Genomic DNA, 24,560 nt, shown 5'->3' with positions numbered 1-24,560 from the left:
CCGGCGGGTAACCGCGGACTGCATATGACAGGGAGGGAATATTTATGGCAGATTTGCGAATTGATCTTGCAGGAATCAAATCACCCAATCCGTTCTGGCTGGCTTCCGCGCCGCCTACCAATACAGGCTATCAGGTGCAGCGGGCCTTCGAGGCCGGCTGGGGCGGCGCTGTCTGGAAGACGTTGGGCGATCCGATCATCAATACCTCGTCGCGCTTTGCAGCCGTTCATTTCAACGGGCAGCGCGTTGCAGGCTTCAACAATATCGAACTGATTACAGACCGGCCGCTGGAAGTGAACCTGAAGGAAATTTACGAAACGAAAAAGAGATTTCCCGGCCATGCGGTGATAGCCTCCCTGATGGTAGAGCCCAAGCGGGAGAAATGGCATGAGATCGTCAAACGGGTGGAGGATGTCGGGGTTGACGGGCTGGAGCTGAACTTCGGCTGCCCGCACGGGATGGCCGAGCGCGGAATGGGTGCTGCCTCAGGCCAGCAGCCTGATCTCGTACAGGCACAGACGACCTGGGTCAAGGAAGTGGCGACCACGCCGGTAATTGTGAAGCTCACACCTAATATTACCGATATTACCGTCGTTGCCCGCCATGCGGCCAAAGGCGGCGCAGATGCAATCAGCCTGATCAATACCATTAACAGTCTGGCGGGAGTGGATATTCACAGCTGGAACACCATTCCGCATGTTGGCGGACAAGGCGCACACGGCGGCTATTGCGGACCTGCAGTCAAGCCGATCGCCCTGAGCATGGTGGCTGAATGCGCGCGTGACCGCGGGGTCGGCATTCCGATTTCGGGAATCGGCGGCATCTCCACGTGGCAGGATGTGGTTGAGTTCATGCTGATGGGGGCGACCGGCATCCAGGTCTGTACGGCGGTGATGCATCACGGCTTCCGGATCGTTGAAGAGATGATCGACGGCCTGAATAACTATCTGGATGACAAGGGGCTCGCTTCGGTAACAGAGCTGATCGGCAAATCGGTGCCGAAATACTCCAACTGGGGTGACCTGGATCTGAATTACAAAGTCGTTGCGCGGATCAATGAGGACAACTGCATTAACTGCAACAAGTGCCATATTGCCTGTGAGGATGCCTCGCATCAATGTATTGATATGCTCACGAATGCTGACGGCAAGGCGGTTCTGCAGGTGCGCGAGGAAGATTGCGTAGGCTGCAATCTGTGCTCGATTGTCTGCCCGGCTGACGGCGCAATCGATATGATCGCGCTGGACAGCGGGGCAGCGCCGATGACCTGGAACCAGCGGCAGCGGGTAATCAGCACCCTGAACGGCTCGTATTCAGAAGCGGAGGTGGTCTAGGATGGCAAAAATCATCAAGAACGGAACTATCGTCACTGCTGCAGACACGTATACCGGGGACGTCCTGATTGAAAACGGGATTGTAACCGGGATCGGCCTGAATCTGGAAGTGCCGGGTGCTGAAATCGTGGATGCCTCCGGCTGCTATGTGTTCCCGGGAGGGATAGATCCGCATACCCACCTGGATATGCCTTTTGGCGGAACGGTCACCGCTGACGACTTCGAGAGCGGAACGATCGCCGCTGCCTACGGTGGTACGACAACCGTTATTGACTTCTGCCTGACCACCAAAGGCCAGCCGCTGCAGAGCGCTGTGGATACGTGGCATAACAAATCACAGGACAAAGCTGTGATTGACTATAGCTTCCACCTGATGGTGTCCGAGCTGAATGACCGGGTACTCGGCGAGCTGCCGCAGATTATCGAGCAGGAGGGCATCACCTCGCTGAAGGTATTCATGGCCTACAAGAATACCTTCCAGGCTGATGACGGCGTGTTGTACAAAACACTGCAGGCCGCCAAGCGGGAGGGTGCGCTTGTTATGGTCCATGCCGAGAACGGGGATGTGATTGAATATCTGGTGGAGCAGGCGCTGGCCGCCGGCAATACAGACCCGATCTATCATGCGCTGACCCGGCCGCCGGAGCTCGAAGGTGAAGCTACCGGCCGGGCTGCTTATCTGACCGAATTGACTGATTCGCAGCTTTACGTGGTGCATGTCACCTGTGCTGAAGCGGCATGGAAGATTGCCGAGGCCCGCAAGAAAGGGCTGCGTGTCTACGGCGAGACCTGCCCGCAGTATCTGGTGCTGGATCAGACTGCGCTGGAGAAGCCGGACTTTGAGGGCGCTAAGTATGTATGGTCACCGCCCCTGCGAGAACAATGGAATCAGGATGTGCTGTGGGATGCGCTGTGGAACGGTTCCCTGCAGACCATCGGCTCCGACCAGTGTTCCTTTGATTTCAAGGGGCAGAAGGATCTGGGGCGCGGTGATTTCTCCAAAATTCCGAACGGCGGACCGACCATCGAGGACCGCTTCAGCCTGCTGTACTCCGAGGGTGTGCAGAAAGGCCGCATCTCATTGAACAAGTTCGTTGACATCATCTCTACCTCCAGCGCCAAGCTGTTCGGCCTTTTTCCGCAGAAGGGGACGATCGCCATCGGCAGTGATGCCGATATTGTCATCTTCGATCCTTCCGTTGAAAGAACTCTTTCAGCTGCAACCCATCACATGAACGTCGATTACAATGCATTTGAAGGCATCGAGATCAAGGGCGAACCGGTATCAGTGCTGAGCCGCGGCGAGTTTGTCATCCGTGACAAGCAGTTCGTCGGGCAGGCGGGGGCAGGTCAGTACCTGCACCGCAAACGGTTCGAGGCGGAGGCGGCCTTTCCCGCCAAAGCGGAAATCAGCGGAGGAGTGGTGTGACATGTCAGCATTTGCGGAGTTTGACAAGGAGCGGCAGGCCGTTGATAAGCTGCTGCTGCAGGGTTATGAAATCGTAAATATCAAAGAGGATCTGGACGGTGCCGAGGTAACGTTTGTCCGCAGTGGCTTAGACAGCGGCCCGGTGAAGCTGCTGCTGCTGACGGCGGATGCGCGCAAGCATGTGGCTACAGCCGTTTTTGCCGGAATCAGGCCGGCAGCGCCGGTTGAAGCGTCTATTTAATAAGCTGATAAGGAACAGAAGCTGGCAGACTGCCGGTTACCAGCGTACCCGGGTACGGATGGAACCGGCAGTTTTGATATGTATTTGTGTATTGAGGTCATGTTCAGGCTAATGTAAGTGCTCTTCGTACTCTTGCCGCAGGATTGACATAATCACCATGGAGTCGAAGGATTCTCCGCGTTTTACCGCTTCACGCAGCACTCCCTCCGCTGTAAAGCCTGCTGCCTCGTATACATGTCTGGCTCTGGAATTAAACGCTTTAACATCAAGCCAGAGCCGGTGTGTCTCAGTGTTCCTGAAAATCCAATCCTTGATCAGGCTGATTGCTGCGGTGCCGTATCCGCGGCCTTTTGTATGAAGGACAATCCGCAGGAGACATGTGCACAGATTGGGGTCCTGCAGCCCTGTGATAATAACGTAGCCTGCCGGCTGTCCGGTTTTGTCCTGAATAATCAGATGCAGAATGTCTTCGTCGGCAATGGCTGCAGCATGCTTCTCTCTGCTCCATTGCCCGACATAACGGCAGTTGTGTTCGTCCTGCTCGGCAGCCAGTACAAAGTCGAGATCCTGCAGCCCAGTCGGCCGCAGATCAATATTTTGTGAAGTAATAAGCATCCGTACCTCTCCCCTCATATAAAAATAAGTCCGAAATATAAGAACACAGTACATGAGATTGGCGGGAATGCCAATACACAAACAGGCTTTTCCCGCGTCCGGTGCCAAGAACGGAGAAAAGCCTGTTTAATCATAAGAGAGTCTGGTTAAATATATTAAATATACCGGGTTCGATAATCATAAGTTATACATAAGATGAAATGGTTATATTAGGCCAAGCGGTGAGCATTAGCGTTAGGCCCCATGGAGTATACGGAGACTTGAGGGTTCGGGACAATAGCTACGGGTTCGGAAGTGCGTACGGTGATGTCGGGAGAATAGAGATAGAAGCTGTTGCCGGCTTCAGATGTTCTGATCCGGGTGAATTCATTAGCCAGGCTGATCGTTGAGGAGGATGCCAGCGTATGCTCCTTTACCCGGAGCTTAAAAGTAACCAGTGTCTGGTCGACAGCCGGGATTTGGGTGTGCTTCGAGTTGGTTTCGACCTGGATGTCGATGCCGCGCATAGTTGTGTTCATTCCGAAATAAATGCCGCCGTCGACGGGATTCATGAAATTAAACTGAAATATATTGCCGACCTCGTTGCCCGGGGTGAAAGCAGAATCGCTATAGGCTGATTGTACGAGATATTCTGAGTTATCAAACACTTCGCTGTCATACTGCACTGTAAAATTCATGTAGCTGTAGCCGTGATCATTAGGAGCGAAATTTCGCAGGTGCACGAGTACAGTCACTTCATCTCCAGGCGCATAGGCAGGCTGATCGGTTGTAACCTCGACAGACATAGCAGGGGACGTATTGTCTATAGTGACCTCGCGCATCATGGAGAACATAAGGGTAAGGAAATTGGTTCCTCTAAAATATTTTTTTAAACCTGACCATCCGTTCATTGTAACAACCTCCATATACTCGTGTGATACTGTATGATGTGGTAATCGTTGCTGTGTAAATCAATGGTACTATTTGCCACTGATAAAACACTGATAAAAAGTCGAAGTGTGACGGAAAAAATCGAAATGAGAACGCTTTATTACGGAAAATAGCGAAAAAAATAACCGGGCAGGCTGCTGCCGGGTTATTTTTTGTAGCCGGTATACCATCGGAATTCACTTTACCGCGTCCTGCTGCGGATGATCTGCCTAATTGTGCAAGGCTAAGTTCCGAGACGCCCGTAGGCTTCAAGGAACCACTCCGGAAGCTCTCCGCCCATTTCGCTCCTGTAGGATTCACGGAACTGGGTGAAGCGCCGCTGGGCACGCAAAGGCTTGCCGATCATGTAATAGAGCGAGATAATCTGCAAGGCGTAGCTTTCCTCCAGCGGTTCAAGCTCAGCCAGGCGCAGGGCATATTCCTCTGCCTCATAGTGGCGCCCGGCCTGGATAAGCCCGAGTGTAAGCTGCTCCAGCAGCTTCAGATACAGCTGTCGGTATTTGTCCCTGGCGGAATAAATCCAGAGACTGTCCAGAGACTGCAGCAGCTCGCCTGTATAAAGAGAGGAGGCATCCCGCAGGCTCTCCAGATTATTGTCCTGCAGTGCCGCAAGGGCTGCTTCCTGAAACCGTTCCGCATCCCCTTCGATGCCCTTGGCTTCCAGCCGGTAGTTTTCCCGGTCCGAGGTCAGTTCGATTTTGTCACCAAGATCGGCATTTTTTAAGGTTTTGCGGATCTGGTAGACGGTGGTATGCAGATACTGCTTGCCCTTCTCGTAATTCCACTGCGGAAAAACATCATTCAGAATGACACTGACGCTGCCTTGCCTGTGTATCCATAGATAGGCGAATAACTCCTCTGCCTTGTGTGTGCTCCACTTAACAACGCCAAGCGGCCCGGTTAAGGTGTGGCCGCCAAGGTACTGAAAGCTTGCGCTCGCGCTTGGTACCCCCGGCTGTCCGGACTGCGCCCGCTTGGACAGAAATTTGGACCAGGCTTTGAACAGGCGGGGCGGGTCTACCGGCTTCAGCAGATAATCCGCCGCCGAGAGGTCAAAGGCTTCCACAGCATAGCTGCGGTAGGCGGTTACGAACACGATCTCCGTATCCGGCGAGAACGGCAGCAGATTCTCTGCAAAGGCAAGCCCTGACAGCTCGGGCATTTGAATATCCAGAAAGATCAGATCCGGCTTCTGCTCGGCGGCGGCCGTGAAGGCCTCCCGGGGATTATCAAAGACATGGATTGACGCAATGTTCTCACATTGCTGCAGCAGCTCACGCATCTGTTCCAGCGCCGGCCATTCATCATCTACAACCATTACAGAATAATTCAGGAGACCTCATCCTTCCACGGTATTCTTATATGCACTTCAATTCCGCCGTCCTGGCCGCGGGCAAGCAGCAGCGGGTGGCCGAATTGCTTCAGCAGCCGGCGGTTAATATTTTTTAGCCCGATTCCTGTTCCCTGACGCGAAGAGGAGCGGTAATCCTCCCTCATCCAGGAAGCCAGCTGCTCGTCACTCATGCCCTTGCCGTTATCAGCGACAGTAATCACAATATTCCCGCCCTGCCGGCTGGTGGTAAGGGTCAGGGTGCCTCCTCCGATTTTTTCCATTAGACCGTGGCGGACAGCGTTCTCGACAATCGGCTGAACAATCAGCGGGGGCAGTGTGAATTCGGAGACCTCGATATTGTACTGCACACTCAGGCGCTTGCCGAAACGGGCCTGCTCCAGTGACAGGTAGGCTTCAATCAACTCAAGCTCCTTCTCGAAGGGAATCGCCGTTTCCTGGTTACTGAAATCAAAGCTTCCCCGCAAAAAGTGGCTGAGATCGTACAGCAGCTGCCTTGTCTTCTCATTGTCCCGTGTACTCATCCAGATGATCGTGTTAATGGCGTTGTAAAGGAAGTGAGGCTTGATCTGGGCGCGCAGCATGGCTATTTCCGAGCTGAGACGTTCGGCGACCGATCTTCTCAGGTCAACCAGGGTTTTGACGCGTCCCTTCAAATCACTCCAGGCATAAGGTTTATGGATAAAATCGTTGGCTCCTGCCCGGAAGGCCGACTCGTTAAAATGGAGCTGCTGTCCGGCGGTAGCCATGAGAACAGGCAGATCCAGCGGGCTGAAGGTTTTGCGGATGATTCTGCAAAGCTCCAGTCCCGACATTTCCGGCATCATAACATCAATGATGCAGAGGTCAAAATTGCGGTCCTCCGCCAGAAGGGCAAGCGCCTCTTTGCCGCTGCGGATACTGGTAATCGTATAGTTCTCCAGTGACAGCAGATTGGTTAGCGCCTTGAGGTTGGCATAATCATCATCCACTATCAGAATACGCGGAGCTTCCCCGCCAGCTTCGCCGCCTCCGGTATATTGCGGCAGCGGGATGGCGGGATACTTCCAGTCATCGTCAAAAGCTTCCGGAGGCGGCTTTACCGGTGTAAGCAGCAGCTCGCGGCTTTCGGGCTCTGCTGTTGCCGCCGCAGGCTGGCTGACAGGGATGGCAAAGGTAAAGGTGCTCCCCCGTCCGGGCACAGATTTGACCCTTATGCTGCCTCCGTGCAGCTCGACAAGCTTGCGGGTGATGGCCAGGCCCAGGCCGAGCCCGCCGCTCTCCAGCGAGTCTGCTTCATTGACCTGCTCATAGTCGCGGAATATACTCTCCAGACGCTCCGGGGGAATACCTCTGCCTGTATCAGTCACTGAGATGGAGATGATATCCTCCTGCCGCTCCGCTTCGAAGACCACGCTGCCGCGGTCAGTGAATTTGAGGGCGTTATCGAGCAGGTTATACAGGATCTGCATCAGCCGGTGCTCATCTGCCTCAATCAGATAGATCCCCGGCGGGATGCGGTTCTTAATACGGATGTCCTCCTTGATATTCAGGAACTGGAACACTTCAATCACGATATTGGCGATTCCCTGAATGTCGACCTGCTTCCAGTGGAGTGCGATCCGCTCCCGCTTGATCTGCTCATAATCGAGGATATCCCTGACCATGAACGCCAGTCGTCTGCCAGTGCCCAGAATCAGGCGCATATCCTCGCGCTGTGAGGAGCTGAGTGACCCTCCGCTGCCTTCGTAGAGAGATAATGAAATGTTGATAATGGCGTTCAGAGGTGTCCGCAGCTCATTGGAGGTTTTCAGTAGGAATTCATCCTTGTCCCTGTCCTTTCGGGCAAGCTGGTGGGACAGCTGCTTGATAGTCTCATAAGCATGGGCTTGCCGCGCAGAGAGAAACAGGCCCTCCGCGAGAATGAAAATGGGGCCGGAAACCGGCGGTATGGCATAAAATCCTGTGCCCAGCACCAGGTTGCTGGTCAGCGAGAGTGTAAATATAATGGCGGCGATTGCACCGATCAGCAAATAAAAGGAGCCGGTTTCCTTCTTAAGCACAGCACGGAGCATCACATAAAAGGTATAGATTATTGATATTAAGCTGAAAATCAGCAATATACTGGACGCGCGTGAGTAGAACCGGATTGAGCTTACGAACGACAGGAGACAGAACCCGATAGAGTAGGTGAACGTAATCCGCTGGAATATCTTTGAATACAGGGCAGGGAACAAAGTGTAGGTATAGCCGGCCACAAAGGAAAAGCCGATTACGCCCGATATCAGCTGTAATTTGCTGAACCACTCATATGAGATTGAAGGAGACAGGTCAAACAGCAGCTTTTCGCTGTGGGTGAGCATATATAAGACAATCGTAAAGCAGTACATCGCTAACTGGAACGATGAGTAGTCCTCTTTGCGCTGCAGTCCCTGACCCAGAAAATAGACGCTGATAAAAGCGAAGCCGGCCACAAGCATGATATCGTAGACGCTGTTCCGCTTGTCCAGTGCTTGAACAGCCTCCGGTGTTCCGATCCGGATGGATTCAGCGATTCCGCCGCTGTCGTAGGTGAAGTTGGCGGCATGGATAACAATTTCAGCACGCCCGTTAACGCTCGGAGCGGTGACCGAATAGGGCTGATTGCGGGGCTCCGTGGTGTTCAGCGTCTGTCCGGGAATGCCGCTGCCTCCCAGCGGCTTGCCGTCTATAAAGAGCTTGCTGGCATTACGGATATTGTTCACCTTGAGCGCAAAGGATTCGCTGTCCTCCGGCAGCAGCAGCTGCAGACGGTAGGTGGCAAAGCCATAGCGGCCGTAATCCCTTTGTGTCCATGTTTTCCAGCTTCCCGGCACAGAAATGTAGCTGCTGCCGTCTGCCTGGCTGGTGTTTGCAGGGTCAAGCAGCTGATTCCAGTAAAACTCCCACTTGCCGTCCAGCTTATAGGTTGAATCTTTATCAAAGGTGCAGGCGGACAAATCGATCATGCCAGGCTTTACTGCTGCGCATGAGTCGTTTTTGCTGCTTAGCAGGGGATATGCTGCGGTTGCTGCGAGCAGGCAGATACAGAGAATGCCCAGGGTTCTCGTAGCCAGCAGCCTGAAATCAAACAGTTTCATACAGACCTCACTTCGTAGGCTGGAACTTTTTCGTAAATTCCGCATCATTCGTCAATAATTTCATCATAGCCCTGCCAGCTTCTGCTTGTCCAGTCACAAGCGTCTGGAAAAGAGTTGTTGTATAATTGAAGCTCGTGGTTCAAGAAATTTTGAGTATGATGAGGAGAGGGCAAGTGATGTACTTATTGGATATATCGTCATGGCTGACGGAGGAGCGGCTCCGGGTGCTGCTGGAACAATACAGGACGCTCGGACCGCTTCCCGGAATCGGGCTGACCTTTATGAAATCCTTCGTCCCGCCGCTGCCGACCATTGCCATTGTAGGCTTGAACGGGGCGGTATACGGCTTATGGCTTGGCTTCTTATATTCCTGGCTGGGACTGGTAGCAGGCTGTGCGGTGACCTTTCTGATCATCCGAAAAATCGCCTCGCATCCCTACCTGCAGAAGTGGGCCCGCCGGCCCAAGGTAGCCAGAAGCATGACCTGGGTGCGCCAGAGCGGCTTCAGTTATGTTTTTCTGCTCAGCCTGTTTCCGGTCGGCCCGTTTGTCGTTATCAATATGGCCGCAGGGCTTGCCGGTATGCGCCTGCGCTCCTACCTGCTGGCCATTAGTGCAGGCAAAGCGATTATGGTGTTTGCCGTGTCCTATATCGGCAATGATGTGCAGCGGTTTATCCGTAATCCGTGGGAGATTATCTATGTGCTGCTGTTTATCGGTCTCTCGTTATGGTGTGTAAAAACAATCGAAGCCCGGTTCGCCCGGGCGGCGGGGGGAGATCCGTTACACCATGAATAGGCGCCGGATTGCAGATTCTGTTTCTGTCTGGCCTGAGTGGTGGAGCCAGCTGTTCGTTGCACCGCTGTAGCTGTAATCCTGCCCCCACTCCATTCCGCGGGCAGTGATATTCTGAACAGCTTCTATAATTAAGTCGACTTCAGCTTCGCTCATAATGGGATGCAGGGAGATGCGGACCCAGCCCGGCTTGGAGGACTGGTCACCGGCATGCAGATCCTGGACAATCAGCTCGGACTGCTTACGGCCAAGCCCCAGCAGATAATGACCGTAGGGACCGGCGCAGGAGCAGCCGCCTCGCGCCTGGATGCCAAAGCGGTCGTTCAGCAGCTTTACGGCAAGATTGTAATGGATATTCTGCAGGGTGAACGATACGATGCCATGTCGCTCTGTCTGTCCGCCGGCGAGGATGGAGCAGCCGGGAATCCGGCCAAGTCCGGACAGGAGCCGCAGGCACAGCTCCTGCTCCCGCAGCCTCATCCATTCCCCGCTGCCGTTCATCCGCTCCTTCAGCTTTATGCACAGTGCGGTACGGATCGCCTGCAGGAACCCTGGCGTCCCTCCGTCTTCACGTACCTCCACATCAGCGATGTAGCGGCGGCCGCCCCAGGGATTGACCCAGACTACGGTTCCGCCTCCGGGTTCATCGGGGAGCCTGCCGCAGCAGAGCGCGGCATCAAAGAGCAGGACTCCGCCTGTACCGGGACCGCCGAGAAATTTATGCGGGGAGAAGAAGACGGCGTCGAGCTTCTCCAGCGGCGAGGCGGGGTGCATATCAATAGCCGTAAACGGTGCGCTCGCGGCAAAATCAATAAAGCAGAGACCCCCGTGACGGTGCATGGCTGCGGCCAGTTTGGCGTAGGGGGTCTCAATTCCGGTTACGTTGGAGCAGGCGGTAAAGGAGCCGATCTTGAAACGGCGGTTCCGGTAATGGAAGAGCAGCTCTTCCAGGGCAGTCGGGTTGATGTTGCCGTCCGCTCCGGCAGGCACTGTAATGACATCACCGATTCCCTCCTGCCAGGGCAGCAGGTTGGAATGATGCTCCATATGGCTGACGAAGATGACCGGGCGTTCCTCCGGCGGACAATGGAAGCTCTGGCGCTGCCACTCGGGCAGCTTCAGGCCCATCAGCCGCTGCAGCTTGTTGACCGCGCCGGTTGTGCCGTTGCCGCAGAATAGCAGGACATCCTCCGGTCCTGCGTGAACATGCTGTCTGATGATGCTGCGCGCCTCATTGTAAGCCATCGTCATCGTCAGCCCGGTGCTGTTGGAATCGGTATGCGGATTGCTGACATAAGGGCCGAAGGAATCCTGGATCTGGCGCTCGATCGGCTCATATAAGCGCCCGCTGGCCGTCCAGTCGGCGTAAATCAGCGGCTTCCGCCCAAAGGGGGTCGTGATTTGATGGCGGATGCCGATCGTATGCTCGCGAAATGCGGTGAAATGTGCCGCAAGTGAAGCCGGGGCCTTCTTGGGGAAGGCGGGGTTGATGGTTAGCACGGGCAATTTCCCTCCAGCCGGTTATTTCTGGCTGACACCGCTGCCGGCTGCTTCCTGGTAGATTTCCGGCTGTGTCATTATGGCTCAGTATATGCCCGGTGCAGGAAATAGGTTAAAGCCCATGCAGAATACTCAGATAAAGAGCTGCATGTCACTCTCCAGCGCGTCCTTCAGATAAGCGGAGGCATCCATAATTTCAACCTCCGGAAGCAGCTCCTCGGGCTTGAATCCCATGATCTCTACAGACAGCTTGCAGGCGTAGAATTTGATGTTCTTTTTACGGGCGCCTTTGAGGAAGTGAATCAGCTTGGGTGCGTTGTTATCCTCCATCATCTCCTCCAGCATCATCCGGCCCAGGCCGCTGAAATTCATATGCGAGAGCGGCAGCTGCTGCGGCCCCTTAGGGGTAAAGACATCCATCAGCTTTTCGTAGACTGTTTTGTCCTCCAGCGTCATTTTTTCCGGATCACGCACCAGAAATAACCCCCAAAAAGCAAAAAACATCGTAACCTCAACCTCAATATCCCTCGCTGCATTAGCTAGAATCAGCCCGGCCATTGCCTTGTCATATTCGCCGCTGAACATCAGCAGATTTAGTTTTTTGTCCATCTTTGTGTACCTCCGCCATTTTAGGATGCGGTTAGTATGCTTGCAGCTGCTGCGGTGTATGCCTGCCGTCACAAAGATGTACCTGCAGGCCCCGTTCCCCCCGCCGGCCGGCAGCAACGAAAAAAAGCTCCCGGTTGGGAGCTTGCAATGCGCAGCAATAATTACTCTTCAGAGCTGTCCCGGTCAGCAGGCTCGCTTTCAGCCGGGCGGCGCATGTCATAATGGCGGGCGGACCACCAGATACTGCCGGTAAACAGCACGATCAGTCCGAGGATAATGGCAAACCGCCAGTCGCCGGCCTTGAAGTTCAGCTGCAGAACAGTCAGTACCAGCGCGACCTGTGTCCAGACCAGCGTTCTTTTGCGGAAAGCGGTAATATTTCCTTCCATAGCGGGCATGCCGCGGATGATCCTGTAGGCGAGAATGGCCAGAATCAGCGCAAAAATGATTGTGCCGATTAATTCTGAATTGGAAAACGCATTCATTTTTCTCGAAATCCTTTCGGGTTAACTTCCTGCTGCATTGGCAGTGCAGTACATGCTTATTATAGCGGTCCGCAGCAGTTTTACCAAGTGCGGACCGCGTAAGTTATTATGAGGCCAATCTGCTCAGGATTTCTTCCGCCGGCAGCGGCGGGGAGAAGTAAAAGCCCTGGATATGCGGGCAGTCATGGTTGACCAGGAACTCCAGCTGCTCCGCTGTTTCCACGCCTTCGGCAATCAGGTCATAGCCGAGCTGCGAGGCCACGTAGACAATTGATTTGATAATAGTCTCATCAATCGAGCTGACGCCGATACCGGTGATGAAGGTCCGGTCAATCTTGATTTTGTTGACCGGGAAATGCTTCAGATAGTTGAGTGATGAATATTTGGTTCCGAAGTCATCGATCGAGACGATAATGCCGTGGTCGCGCATCTGCTGCAAGAGCGGATAATGCTCCTCCAGCAGGGCCGTGCTCTCGGTAATTTCGAACTCCAGCACCTCGGTGTCAAGGCCGTAATGATCAAGCACCGACAGCAGATTTTCAATCAGATTGCGGTTGTAGAACCAGCTGTTGGAAATATTAATGGAAGTCCGCAGCAGCGGCATCCCGAGCTTCTGCCATTCGCAGAGCTGCCGGCATACCTCGCGGATAACCCAGTCTGTCAGCTGGATCATCAGCCCTGCCTCTTCGACAGCGGCGATAAAGGTACCGGGGCCGATCAGCCCCTTCTCGGGATGATTCCAGCGGATCAGCGCCTCCAGTCCGACCATTTTGCCGGTAACAGCATTAATCTGTGGCTGGTAATGCAGCACGAACTCTTCACGCTCCAGCGCGGAATGCAGGTATTTGGCGATCATGATCTTCTGCTCCAGCTTCTCGCGCAGCTCCCAGTCAAAAATGAAGTAATTCCGGTTCTCCAGCGACTTGGCCTGGTACATCGACATATCGGCAAACTTCAGCAGGTCATCTGTACTTGAGGAGTGTTCCGGGTAGAGAGAAATTCCGATACTTGTAGACAGGCTCAGGTGAGCTCCGGCAATCAGCAGTGTCTGCGAGATCAGGGCGCTGATCTGTCCGGCAATATCCGGTATTTTATCCTGCGGCAGATCAGAGAACACCATGACGAACTCGTCGCCTCCGGTACGGGCAAACAGCTGGAAGGGCAGCCCTGCGCGCTTAAGCCGGCCGGCCAGCGTCTTGATGACCTGGTCTCCGATCGAATGGCCAAGGGTATCGTTGATTTCCTTGAAGCGGTTCAAATCGAAAAAGAACAGGGTGTACGTCTGTGTTGGCTCCGAGCATTGCAGCAGGCGCTCGAACTCATCCATGAAATACCGGCGGTTTGGAATATCGGTCAGGCTGTCATAATGCGCCAGCTTCTCATACAGCTTCTGAGAGACACTGAGATCACGGGTGCGGAGTTTGACTACACGCTCCAGCTCGTGATTGAAACGGTTCTGGTGCCAGTAAAAATAAAGGATAAAAGCGACGATCAGCAGACAGGCGATATCAATCCACAGGACGCTGCGGAAGACTGCCCATTTTGTTTGGGCCGGAAGGAGAGTTCCCATCAGCCAGTGCTGGTTATAGATATCGATCGGGGTTGCCACCAGTTCCCCTGCAGCCTCTGCCCTGTTACCGAACAGCAGGGTGTGGTCTACGTCCGTCACATAAACAGAAGAGTCCAGAGACTGCATCTGCTCGGCAATATCCTCTACCGTTACCGTTGCCGAGACGATGCCCGCAAAGGTATTGCCGTTATAAACGGCCTGACGGATGACCATGCCGTACTGGCCCTGAGCCAGTATCCGGGGACCATCAATGGTGATGCTGCGGGAGCGGATCGTTTCCTGAATCATGCCGGATGAGGAAAGGACAGGATCAAGCAGCAGGTCTTTATTCAGGATGGAGGTGTTGCCTGAAAGCGGATAGAGATAGCGGATAATCCCGTCCGGAGCTATCACAATATTCAGAACGTTCGTGCTTGCGTTGTTATAGGCGGTGAGCAGATACTGGTTAATAAGAGCAGGCTCTGCGTCAAAGCCTACCGTTTGAATGAAGGAGCTGATCCCTTTGACAATCGATACTTTCTCTTCAAGGTTTGAGGTCAGTGTGACAGCCTGAGAGGATAAATCGGCTTTTTCAGCCCGGTATTCCCGTTCTACCGATATGGAATAATAATAGAAGAGAGAAAGCTGCAACACGACTAAGAAGCCGAGGATGATCGTTAAAGGCTTTTTGTTAATGAAAGCCATGGAGCGCCTCCGATATCAGAAAATTCAACATTATATAAGCAATTTGGGCAAAAGTGGTTCCTGCACCACCGTCAAATGTCGAGATATGTCGTAGGTGTCTCTATAGCATGTCATTTTTTGTGTTTTTGTGCAAGGAAAAACCTAATAGCCTGGGGAAAAATCAAAAAAAACGGATAAATACGTTCCGCCTAAGGGCAGCTTGTATTTATCCGTTGCTCTTGCAGGTACTGCTATATGAATTTCGGCCAAAGGCAGCGTCAGCTTATTTCTTGAAAATACGCAGTGGTGCGCCGACCGGAAGGAAGGTGCGTCCGAAATGGGCGTTAAGCACGGAAGCTCCGCAGCCGTAGAAGGAAACCGCTGCAATCGCCATTTCCGATACGGCAGCCAGCTTGTGGAAGAATTCCGCAGCTACACCGAAGGCATCCATGGAAAGGCCGAGGAACAGGAAGTCGATCAGGATAAAGATGATCAGCAGGACCCGGTTGGCTTCGACTGCACCAATGGTCATGAACAGGGTGAAGATCAGGTAGCCCAGGAAAACAAAGCCAAGCTGCTTGGGATCTACGCCTTCAGCCAGTGTTGCACCGAATACGCCGAGTTTGATCAGCCAGCTTGCGCCCATGCCGAACCAGAAGAAGGCATATGCGCCGAATGCAGTCATGCCGAAGGTGTTATTGTGCTTGGCATCCTGAATGGAGGCGAACAGCTGGGCGAAGGCTCCGAGGAAGATTGCCCAAGGAATAGCGTAGCTGAGTCCTGTTGTGATTTCGAGTTTTTGTGAAGAAGCGACCAGGGTAACGATAGCAAGTCCGAACAAGCCGATGGCGCTGGGGTCGGCGGTGACGATTTTGACGGATTGCGTGGATTGGGATTGCGCTGACATAGCAATTAAAGCCTCCAATTTTCAAAAGTGTTCGCATAGGATAACAGCACCCGCTCGGGGTGCTGTTATCAGCTTGCCTATCATATCATATAGCCTTGAACTTGCCTATAAAAGAAGTGTTCATTTTTTGGCGAATATCAGATTATTTTGCGATAAAAATGAATAAATATCCACGGCTTGCATCGGCCGGCTGATATAGTAGCCCTGCAGCTCATCGCTGCCCAGCACGCGGAGCAGATCGAACTGCTCCGCGTGTTCAATGCCTTCAGAGACGACCTTCAGCCCGAGGTTATGGCTCAGCTCGATAATGGACTTCACGAGTACATCGCCCTGGGGCTCCAGGGTCATCTCGGAAATGAAGGAGCGGTCGATCTTGATCACGTCTACCGGGAAGCGGCGCAGATAGCTCAGCGAGGAGAACCCTGTGCCGAAATCGTCCAGCGAGATCCGCAGCCCGTGGCCTCTCAGCTCCTGGAGCGAGGACAGGATATTGTCCCCCGAGACCAGCACACTCTCGGTGATCTCCAGCTCCAGGCTGCTGCTGGGCAGCCCGTATTCCGCAAGCAGCTTCAGCAGCAGCTCGGTCAGGCCTGGCTGCATCAGCTGTACCGCCGAGATGTTAACGGCGGCCGTCAGCTCCAGGCCGTCTGTACGGAAGCGGCTCAGGTCAGAGCAGACCTGCCGCAGCACCCAGTTGCCGATGCTGACAATGGAGCCGCTGGTTTCGGCCAGCGGGATAAATTCAGCGGGGGACACAGGTCCATGAGAGGGGCTGGTCCAGCGCAGCAGTGCCTCCAGCTTGGCCACCTTCAGGCTGTCTGAGGCCAGAATCGGCTGGTAATGCACTTCAAATTCATCATTGACAGCTGCTGACAGCAGCTGCTGGGATAATACCTTCCTCCGCCGGATACTTTCCTCCAGCTCCTCCGAGTACTGCAGGATGCTGTTGCGTCCGGACTCCTTGACATGGAACATGGCCAGATCAGCTTGTTTGACCAGATAATCAGCATCCTCACCGTTCTGCGGGTAGATGCTGACACCGATACTGGCCGTATTGTAGAGCAGATGCCCCTGAATGCGGTGCGGAAGGGAGAGAGCCTCCTGGATGCGGGACAGCTGTGCATTCATGCTGTCTGAATCAGGAGCGTCGGCAAGCAGAATGGTGAATTCGTCTCCGCCGAGACGGGAGACAACATCATGCTTGCCGATGACCCTGGTGATCCGGAGGGCAATCTCTCTAAGCATCGCATCCCCGAAATCATGGCCCAGCGTGTCATTAACCGTCTTGAAATGATCGAGGTCAATGAAGACCAGGACGATCTGCCGGCCGGTATTTTTGACTGAGGCAATAGCTTCATTAAGTTTGGTAAAGAACAGCGAGCGGTTGGGGAGCTGGGTCAGCGGATCCAGCATCGACTGGAGCTGCAGCTCCTCCTGGGCCTGCTGCAGCGAATCAATCATCCGGTTGAATTCATGCTCGACTTCACTGAACTCATCGCTTCCGGAGCTGCTGATCCGGATGGATAAGTCCTTGCTGCTGCCGATGGCACGGATGTTGCGGACAAGCGCGGTCATTCTTCCTAGTATGGAACGCTTGACGAAGATGAGGCAGATGACGCACATCAGCAGGGTCCAGGCCAGGAAAAATTTCCGGAAGCTGGTGATGGCCTTCAGCCCGCTGTCGTAAATCTCCCGCGGATGCTGCAGTATCATTTCTATCGCGGGATTGCCGAACAAATCGTTAACTACAGTATGGATAGACATCATCCCGCCGGAATCTGAACTCATCCATACCGTCTGTTCCTTGCCCGCTGCCGGCGCTGCAGAATCAATGACCTTCATCTGCAGCGAGGACTGGGTTTGTTCCCGCATATGGACAATCTCTTCCTGCCGAAGCAGCCTGCCGGCAACGGCAGTGCCGATTACCGGCAGGTCTCCGCTGTTGTTGATGATCGGGGCGAGGGTGATCAGCATCGGGCCGTTATCAAGCAGCACGATGCCGGAACGGCTGCCCTCATCTCCAGCGGAAACGGACAGCTTGCTACGTATAAGATTGAACAGCGTAAGGTACTCCGGAGTCAGCGCGGATACTGTGCCGGTATCGGGATTATAGACACCGCCGTAACGGAGCTGCCCGGAATTGTCCAGCAGGGCAGTCATATCAAAATGATTAATTTTATAGGTGACCGGGCTGAAATTGCTGTCCAGATAAGCCTGCCTGTCCATAGCCGGCATTTGTTCTGGCTGATCCGGCTGCATGAACCGGTAGGTGTCATCCCAGGTTGAATATTTCAGTAACCCGGTTCTCATCATTTGCAGCTCGCTCTGATAGGTTGCAACCACGTTATCCAGCTTGCTCTGCAGAGCTGCTTCATCCAGCTTTTCAAAGCGGTTCAGCAGAATGAAGTGCAGGAGCAGATAAGTGACACCTAATCCGAACAGGGCTACAACACAGATGAAGATTATTATTTTTCGGCTCAGCTTCATGTTGCTCCCCTTCTAGTATTTAAAGTGTATTAGGAAATAAGTACCACCTAAACCAGTGTAACATGAATAGGTAATATTTTGCAGCGTTAATCTGTCCCTAGTGTCGAAATTTGATGTATAATAATCTTGCAATAATAATAATCACATAAATTCATAGAAGGAGATAGCATCTGGGATGGATAAATGGACATTATTTAAGAAGATTACACGGTTTGGAACGATTCCCGTGATGCTCATACCGGTTGTTTTGGGGACGGTTGGGGCATACGTATGGGAAGGCAGTTTCCATCCGTTTTTGTTTGTTATAACGCTTGTAGGTGCAGTATCCGCCCATCTGTTCTCGAATATGGTGAATGATTTATGGGACTTCCGCAATGGTACGGATACCGAAGCGAAGAATACACCGGGAATGGTTTCGACAAACTCCGGTTTTTTGTCAGGCGGGCTGATGAAGGAATCTCTCTTTGCCCTGATGACCTGGGGACTTCTGGCGCTGGCCGTGGCCTGCGGCCTGATTCTCAGCATTTCCAGCGGCTGGGAGACGCTCTGGTTCGTAGCAGCCGGGGCGCTGATTGCCTATTTCTATGTGGCACCGCCGCTGCGGTTCGGATACCGGGGCAAGGGCTACAGCGAGTTTGCGATCTTCGTCGCTTTTGGAGTAATGCCCGTATTGGGCTCTTATTTCGTGCAGACAGGTGAATTCAGCCTGAAGCCGGTGCTGCTGTCCGTTCCGGTTGGTCTTTTGACCACCCTGCTTCTGTTCAATCACCATTTCCTGCACTGGAGAGCAGACGAACAGGCCGGCAAACGCACGCTGGTTGTCGTATGGGGGGAACGCAGAGCTCTTGTGTTTTCCCGCATCCTGCTGTTTCTTTCATACGGCTCTTTAATTGCATGTGTAGTGTCCGGCGTACTGCCGGTATACGCGCTGCTGGCGCTGCTTACTGTATTTGCCCCTTTGCAGGTGTACCGCGGGCTTGAGCCGCAGAATGCCTCACTGGCTTATCTGCCGCTAATGGGGGCTTCACAGCAGGCCTCCGTCCGCTGCGGGCTGATTATGGCGCTGGCCCTGTTGATTCAGGGGCTTATCTAACCAAATTCCCATACCAGAAGGAGAGAATAATGATGGACCACAATAAAGAACAGGCGGAACAGCTTCAGCAAGCGGTAAGCAGCCAGACTGTACTCGGAGATTTTCATACCATTCTGTCGGAGGGAAAAGTGTGGAAGACGGGCGGCTTTGCGCTGCCTGACGGTTCATTCTGGGCCTACCGTGAGCCTGAAGCAGTAGTTATTGTGCGTAACGGCTACCTGTATGTCCGGGCACAGCTCAGCCGCCAGCATAACCAGGTGCAGATTCTCGACAACGCCAAGCACATGTATTATTCGGCGCAGCCGGTGGACATTCCCGAGGAAGGGGAGATCAGCTTTGAGCTGCAGATCCGCGCCCGTACACAGGGTACGGCTCCCGGAGATTTGTATGACGGGTACGTCTCGCTGAATCTGCTTGATTTCTCGACCGGTGCGGCGCTTGATTTCTTTGCCGGCAATGATAAATACGCCAGTGTCTACGGCATTCTGCCCTTCCCGGGCGTCCAGGTTCCGGATACAGACGGTACGAAGTATTTCTGCATCTTTACAGAGGCGGAGGATTTCAAGCCGCGCGAATTCAACACCTACAAGATCACGTATCACCGCGGTAACGACGAGGCTGTCTTCTATGTTAACGGCAGGGAAGTACGCCGCGAGCAGAATGTTCCGGTTAAATTCAACAGCTTTACAGTAGCTCTCGGTATTATGACGGAAAAGGATCTGACCCCCGAAGGCAGTGTGTCGGCACATGGACAAACGGTAATCGCCGAGTGGTCTCCCGTGACCGTTACAACGACTGCACGCTAAGGAAACTGGCGGATCAATAGAACAGCGGAACCGCTGCAAAAGGTGTATTTTCTGAAGGATAAGGATGGGTTGAGGTGAATGTAAGGAGCTTTCTGCGATTTGTGGAGCTGCCGACCAAGGTGGCCAGTATGCTTCCGTTCCTGCTGGGGACGCTGTATGCGCTATACCGGTTTGAGGATTTTTATATGCTGCGGTTTATCCTGATGCTCGTGTCCCTGCTCAGCTTCGATATGGCGACAACGGCCATCAATAACTATTATGATTTCAAAAAAGCGGCCAAAAAGCACGGCTACGGCTATGAGACCCATAATGCCATCGTCCGCTATAAGCTAAAAGAAAGCACGGTAATCGCAACGATAGCCGTGCTGCTCCTTCTGGCTGCAGGCGGGGGCATCGCCCTTGTCTTTCAGACAGGGCTGCTGATCTTTTTGCTGGGCGGGCTGTCGTTCCTGATCGGTATCCTGTATTCCTTCGGACCGATTCCGATTTCGCGGATGCCGCTCGGCGAGCTGTTCTCGGGGCTGTTTATGGGCTTTGTGATCATCTTTATATCGGCCTACATCCACTCGGACCAGAGCGTGGTTACGCTGCAGCTGCAAGGCGGCTGGGTCGATCTGCATGTCAACCTTATCGAGGTTGTGTACATTTTCTGGTTCTCCGTGCCCGCAATCCTCGGGATTGCCGGAATTATGCTGGCTAACAATATCTGCGATATCGAAGATGACCTGGAGAACCGCCGGTACACCCTGCCGGTCTATATCGGCCGTACTCATGCGCTGCTGCTGTTCAAGCTGCTCTATTATGTCTCTTTTGTCGATATGATCGTTCTGCTGATTCTCGGGGTCCATCCGCTGCTGGTGGCGCTGCTGCTGATTACACTGGTTCCCCTGCGCCGGAATATTGCCCTGTTCCGCGAGAAGCAGGAGAAGGCCTCCACCTTTATCCTGTCGGTCAAAAATTTCGTGCTGATGAGCACGGCTCGGATCATTGTGCTGGCTGCTGCAGTCCTGCTGGGTGTTTTGAATATCTGACCGTTAGTGATGATTCTTATTCTGTGATATGGTGTCAGTAGATATATTCACGTTCTTATTCTTATACAAGGAAGGTGTGCATCTATGACGCAGAAGCTCAGATGGGGAATACTCGGCTGTGCCCAGATTGCAACCGGCTCGGTCATGCCGGCCATTCAGGAGTCGGAGACAGGTGTGATCGAGGCGGTTGCGAGCCGGGGTCTGGAAAAAAGCAGTAAGGTCGCGGCGGAGTTTGGCGTCAGCAAGGCCTACGGCAGCTATGAAGAGCTGCTGGCAGATCCGGGGATTGACGCTGTATACATTCCGCTGCCCAATCATCTGCACCGGGAATGGGTAATCCGTGCAGCCGAAGCAGGCAAACATGTGCTATGCGAAAAGCCGATTGCGCTCAGCAGCGCGGAGGCGGAGGAAATGGTGGCGGCCTGCCGCAAGGCGGGTGTTCATCTGGCCGAAGCGTACATGTACCGGCATCATCCGCGTATAGCACAGCTCCGGGAGATCATCGCCCGGGGCGATATCGGTGAGCTGCGGGCGATCCGCGGCGCTTTTACCTATAACGATGCAACGGACACAACAAATATCCGCTTCAAATCAGCCTGGGGCGGCGGCTCGCTGTATGACGTCGGCTGCTACCCGCTCAGTGCGGCGCGGCTGCTGTTTCATGCGGAGCCGGAAGCGGTGACGGTACAGGCAATCTTCTCTCCGGAGCATGACAACGTGGACATGATGGCTTCAGGCCTGGTAGAGTTCCCAGGCGGTGTAAGCCTGACCTTTGACTGCGGAATGTGGGCGTACAACCGCCAGCTGCTGGAGGTGCTCGGCACGGAAGGAATGATTGAGATTCCAATGCCGTTCAACGCCAGATTTGAAGACGCCGATTTTCTTGTGTACAAAGGCGGCGAGGTAAGCCGGTTTGCTGCGACCGGCGCCAATCCGTATGTCGCGCAGGCTGATGACTTCGCGGCTGCCGTAAATGGAAGGGAGCCGCTTGCCGCAGAGAATGATCCCGTGCTCAGCATGAGGCTGATTGAAGCCTGCCTTGACTCCGCCCGGCGGCGGGAGCGGGTCAGCCTGACATAAAGTAAATAAACGGCAAAAACCTCCGTATCCGCTGTAATAGCGGGTACGGAGGTTTTTTGCTGCGGGATTATCGGCTGCTTATACGGGGCTAAGCAGAACATCATCCTCGTCGTTGTCACTGTTGAACGCCTCGCGGTCAAATTCGCCTTCGGAATTCGCCACCAGCAGTGCGGTAACAGAGGTTCCGGTAGCATTGACTGCTGTACGGCCCATGTCGATCAGTGCTTCTACGCCGGCAACAATCGCCAGCCCTTCAAGCGGCAGCCCGAGTGCTGTAAGAACGACAGTGGTCGAGATGACAGCGGGACCGGGAACGCCGGCTACCCCGATCGAGGAGATGATGCTGACCAGCACCAGTGTGATGTAATCCGTCAGAGTGAGCTGGATGCCGAAGACCTGGGCGGTAAACACCGTTACAATAGCAGGCCATACGCCGCCGCAGCCGTTGAAGTTCACGGATGCGCCGAGCGGTGCAACGAAGCTGGCAATCCGCGGCGAAACGTGCAGGCGCTTGGTGATAACCTCAAGGTTAACCGGAAGTGTAGCGTAGCTGCTGCGGGTAGTGAAGGCAACGGTGATTGTCGGGTATACCTTGCGGAAGAAGCGCAGCGGGTTAACCTTGACCACCAGCAGCACCAGCCCGCCGAATACAAGCACGAAATGCAGGATGAGTGCGACATAAGAGGCAATAATGACGCTGCCCAGCTCCTGCAGAGTCTCCCAGCCGTACCTGGCCGTAATGCCTGCAATCAGGGCGAACACACCGTAAGGGGTCAGCCGGATGACGAATTTTACAACCTGGTGAAGCACTGCGGTCAGTGATTCGATCAGATCACGTACGGGCTTGACGGCTTCCGGCTTCTTGGAGCCCACCTTGATGATGGCGACCGCTACAAATATCGCAAAAATCAGCAGCGGCACAACCTTGCCTGTAGCAGCTTCGTTTACCGGATTGGAAGGTACCAGATCCAGGATAACCTGCGAGAAGGTCGGAATTTCCCGGGCGGTGAAGCCTTCCGGCACAGCCTGCTGAATGCCCTTTCCGGGGTTGAACAGCAGGGCTATGAGAAGCCCGATAATAGAAGCGATACCGGTTGTTCCGAGGAACCAGGCGAAGGTTTTGATCCCGATTTTGCGCAGGGCTTCCAGATTCGTTAAGGAGGCGATGCTGTTGAGCACCAGAACAAAGACCAGAGGAACGACGAGCATGCGGATCAGACTGACATAAATACTGCCGAACGTGGTGATCGCGTTGGTCTCGAATTCAAAGTATTGAAAGAAAATACCGGTGACGAGTCCGATTACCAGGCCGATGATGACCCGTGTACCAAACCCGATACGTTTGCGTGCCAGGATAAAGAGGACTGCAAAAACAAAAATGGAGACGACGAGACCGTACCAGTTCGTCTGAAGTGCAGACAGCAGATTGTTATCAATATCTTTCATTGTAAACCTTGACCCCCTAAACCGACTTTTTTGATGTGAATAAATGTATATAGGAATGATATGTTTGTCAATGTAATAATATGTAAGAAAATTTTAATTCCGATAATACCAGTATGAAAAATAAAATTTTAATTGACAAGAGATGGGAGCATGAATAATATGGAACTTAATTGCAAGTGATTCTGGAATCGACTGGACCGCCGGAGATTCAGCATGAGACGCAGCTAAGCGTCTGTATGTTGGATCTTTTTTTGTTGCTCTGGAACTAAACTACTATGAAGAGAAGGATGGGATCACTTATGAAAAAACTTACGATTGCTATTGTTGCGGGAGCTGTAGTGTTCTCTGCCCTAACTTTTGTGGCGGTGTCGGCAAAGGATGAGACCTCCGCTGCCGCTACTCCCGAGGCTGCTGCCCCGGCAGCCGTTACAGCTGCTGCTCCGGCGGCAGGCGCGCCGGAGCCTGAGGCAACGGCAGCGCCAGTTGCCGAGAAGCAGGCTGCCGCTGAGGCAGCCCCGGCGGAGAGCGCCCAGCCGGTGGTGGTGGCTGCTGAAGCTGCGCAGCCGCAGGCCACAGCGGCACCTGCAGCACCTGCGGCAGCTGCCCAGCCGGCTGCTGAAGCTGCCCCGGCTGCTGCCCCGGTGAAGCAGGCAGCTGCGACCGCAGCGCCGCAGACCGTTGCCGCAGCAGCGACAGCAGCTCCGGTGAAGGCAGCCGCAACGGCTGCGCCCGCAGCAGCTCCGGCTAAGCCGCAGACTGCAAAGGCGCAAGCCACTGCAGCGCCGAGCAATAAGGCCACAGCCCAGGCTGCCCAGCCGGCTGCAACCGCGGCGCCTGCACCAGCCGCAACGGCTGCACCTGCACCAGCAGCTCCGGCCAAGACCGTTACATTCTCCACCACGGAAGTGGTGAAGGCGAAAGCGACCGCTGCCCCGGCAGCCGCACCGGCTGAGCCGAGCACAGTCAGCGCACCGGCAGAGCCGGCAAGCGCACCAGCCGCTGCCCCGGCAGCCGCACCTGCAGCTGAGGAAGAGATTTGCCCGTAAGCTCTGCAGGCAAAGCTTACGTCCTGAATCTCCGGCCCGGCTTCA

The 24,560-nt window shown here is 54.1% G+C and carries 20 protein-coding genes; 9 read left to right on the top strand and 11 right to left on the bottom strand.

The window, feature by feature from the left end:
- Positions 1–44: 44 nt before the first annotated feature.
- The 3 genes from preA to AC4G46_RS30620 are packed head-to-tail and all read left to right on the top strand — an operon-like array spanning position 45 to position 3,004.
- Positions 45–1,334, top strand: a complete 1,290-nt coding sequence (preA, locus tag AC4G46_RS30630; RefSeq protein ID WP_491125939.1) for an NAD-dependent dihydropyrimidine dehydrogenase subunit PreA — start codon at positions 45–47, stop codon at positions 1,332–1,334.
- 1 nt (position 1,335) lies between these two features.
- Positions 1,336–2,763, top strand: a complete 1,428-nt coding sequence (gene hydA / locus AC4G46_RS30625; RefSeq protein WP_491125938.1) for a dihydropyrimidinase — start codon at positions 1,336–1,338, stop codon at positions 2,761–2,763.
- Between the two features lies 1 nt (position 2,764).
- Positions 2,765–3,004 carry a hypothetical protein gene (locus AC4G46_RS30620; protein ID WP_491125937.1) on the top strand — a complete coding sequence of 80 codons (240 nt, stop codon included), beginning with the start codon at positions 2,765–2,767 and terminating at the stop codon, positions 3,002–3,004.
- Positions 3,005–3,112: 108 nt separating this feature from the next.
- Here the strand turns inward: AC4G46_RS30620 and AC4G46_RS30615 are convergent, their stop codons facing one another.
- The 4 genes from AC4G46_RS30615 to AC4G46_RS30600 form a co-directional block, all read right to left on the bottom strand.
- The gene (locus tag AC4G46_RS30615; RefSeq protein ID WP_491125936.1) at positions 3,113–3,619 is read right to left on the bottom strand and encodes a GNAT family N-acetyltransferase; all 507 of its coding nucleotides are present in this window, start codon (positions 3,617–3,619) and stop codon (positions 3,113–3,115) included.
- 209 nt (positions 3,620–3,828) lie between these two features.
- A complete protein-coding gene (locus AC4G46_RS30610; protein ID WP_491125935.1) occupies positions 3,829–4,509 on the bottom strand; it encodes a cohesin domain-containing protein in 681 nt (226 codons plus the stop codon).
- Between the two features lie 263 nt (positions 4,510–4,772).
- Positions 4,773–5,867 (bottom strand): response regulator, encoded by a 1,095-nt coding sequence (locus tag AC4G46_RS30605; RefSeq protein WP_491125934.1) that lies wholly within the window; start codon positions 5,865–5,867, stop codon positions 4,773–4,775.
- 11 nt (positions 5,868–5,878) lie between these two features.
- Complete coding sequence (locus tag AC4G46_RS30600) at positions 5,879–8,998, bottom strand: ATP-binding protein (RefSeq protein WP_491125933.1); 3,120 nt, start codon at positions 8,996–8,998, stop codon at positions 5,879–5,881.
- 176 nt (positions 8,999–9,174) lie between these two features.
- On the opposite strand from AC4G46_RS30600, the gene AC4G46_RS30595 reads away from it, so the two are divergent.
- A complete protein-coding gene (locus AC4G46_RS30595; RefSeq protein WP_491125932.1) occupies positions 9,175–9,795 on the top strand; it encodes a TVP38/TMEM64 family protein in 621 nt (206 codons plus the stop codon).
- On the opposite strand, the gene AC4G46_RS30590 is transcribed toward AC4G46_RS30595, so the two are convergent.
- The 6 genes from AC4G46_RS30590 to AC4G46_RS30565 all read right to left on the bottom strand — a co-directional run bounded on the left by AC4G46_RS30590 (position 9,781) and on the right by AC4G46_RS30565 (position 18,013).
- The gene (locus AC4G46_RS30590; RefSeq protein WP_491125931.1) at positions 9,781–11,292 is read right to left on the bottom strand and encodes an aminotransferase class V-fold PLP-dependent enzyme; all 1,512 of its coding nucleotides are present in this window, start codon (positions 11,290–11,292) and stop codon (positions 9,781–9,783) included. The two genes, AC4G46_RS30595 and AC4G46_RS30590, sit on opposite strands and share 15 nt — an antisense overlap.
- Before the next feature lie 132 nt (positions 11,293–11,424).
- Positions 11,425–11,901 (bottom strand): DsrE/DsrF/DrsH-like family protein, encoded by a 477-nt coding sequence (locus AC4G46_RS30585; RefSeq protein WP_068728270.1) that lies wholly within the window; start codon positions 11,899–11,901, stop codon positions 11,425–11,427.
- A 161-nt stretch (positions 11,902–12,062) separates the two neighbouring features.
- Positions 12,063–12,386, bottom strand: a complete 324-nt coding sequence (locus AC4G46_RS30580) for a hypothetical protein (protein ID WP_082708140.1) — start codon at positions 12,384–12,386, stop codon at positions 12,063–12,065.
- A 106-nt stretch (positions 12,387–12,492) separates the two neighbouring features.
- Positions 12,493–14,640, bottom strand: a complete 2,148-nt coding sequence (locus tag AC4G46_RS30575) for a bifunctional diguanylate cyclase/phosphodiesterase (RefSeq protein ID WP_491125930.1) — start codon at positions 14,638–14,640, stop codon at positions 12,493–12,495.
- Between the two features lie 262 nt (positions 14,641–14,902).
- Positions 14,903–15,526: an acetate uptake transporter gene (locus AC4G46_RS30570; protein ID WP_277468109.1), complete on the bottom strand. Its 624-nt coding sequence runs from the start codon at positions 15,524–15,526 to the stop codon at positions 14,903–14,905.
- 120 nt (positions 15,527–15,646) lie between these two features.
- Entirely contained in the window at positions 15,647–18,013 is a 2,367-nt protein-coding gene (locus AC4G46_RS30565) for a putative bifunctional diguanylate cyclase/phosphodiesterase (protein ID WP_491125929.1), read from the bottom strand.
- A gap of 175 nt (positions 18,014–18,188) precedes the next feature.
- Here AC4G46_RS30565 and AC4G46_RS30560 point away from each other — a divergent pair, with 175 nt between their 5' ends.
- From AC4G46_RS30560 to AC4G46_RS30545, 4 genes are all read left to right on the top strand, one after another.
- Positions 18,189–19,106 (top strand): prenyltransferase, encoded by a 918-nt coding sequence (locus AC4G46_RS30560; RefSeq protein WP_491125928.1) that lies wholly within the window; start codon positions 18,189–18,191, stop codon positions 19,104–19,106.
- Positions 19,107–19,135: 29 nt separating this feature from the next.
- On the top strand, positions 19,136–19,912 hold the full coding sequence (locus AC4G46_RS30555; protein ID WP_491125927.1) for a DUF6081 family protein: 777 nt from the start codon (positions 19,136–19,138) through the stop codon (positions 19,910–19,912).
- A gap of 74 nt (positions 19,913–19,986) precedes the next feature.
- The gene (locus tag AC4G46_RS30550) at positions 19,987–20,943 is read left to right on the top strand and encodes a 1,4-dihydroxy-2-naphthoate polyprenyltransferase (RefSeq protein ID WP_491125926.1); all 957 of its coding nucleotides are present in this window, start codon (positions 19,987–19,989) and stop codon (positions 20,941–20,943) included.
- A gap of 84 nt (positions 20,944–21,027) precedes the next feature.
- The gene (locus AC4G46_RS30545; RefSeq protein ID WP_491125925.1) at positions 21,028–22,023 is read left to right on the top strand and encodes a Gfo/Idh/MocA family protein; all 996 of its coding nucleotides are present in this window, start codon (positions 21,028–21,030) and stop codon (positions 22,021–22,023) included.
- Positions 22,024–22,101: 78 nt separating this feature from the next.
- On the opposite strand, the gene AC4G46_RS30540 is transcribed toward AC4G46_RS30545, so the two are convergent.
- Positions 22,102–23,469 (bottom strand): dicarboxylate/amino acid:cation symporter, encoded by a 1,368-nt coding sequence (locus tag AC4G46_RS30540; protein ID WP_491125924.1) that lies wholly within the window; start codon positions 23,467–23,469, stop codon positions 22,102–22,104.
- Positions 23,470–23,768: 299 nt separating this feature from the next.
- On the opposite strand from AC4G46_RS30540, the gene AC4G46_RS30535 reads away from it, so the two are divergent.
- The gene (locus tag AC4G46_RS30535) at positions 23,769–24,515 is read left to right on the top strand and encodes a hypothetical protein (protein ID WP_491125923.1); all 747 of its coding nucleotides are present in this window, start codon (positions 23,769–23,771) and stop codon (positions 24,513–24,515) included.
- Positions 24,516–24,560 lie beyond the last annotated feature (45 nt).

It is taken from the genome of Paenibacillus sp. fava2, from assembly GCF_058313675.1.
The sequence above is the reverse complement of the archived record's forward strand: the minus strand, read 5'-3'. Positions and strand labels throughout refer to the sequence as shown.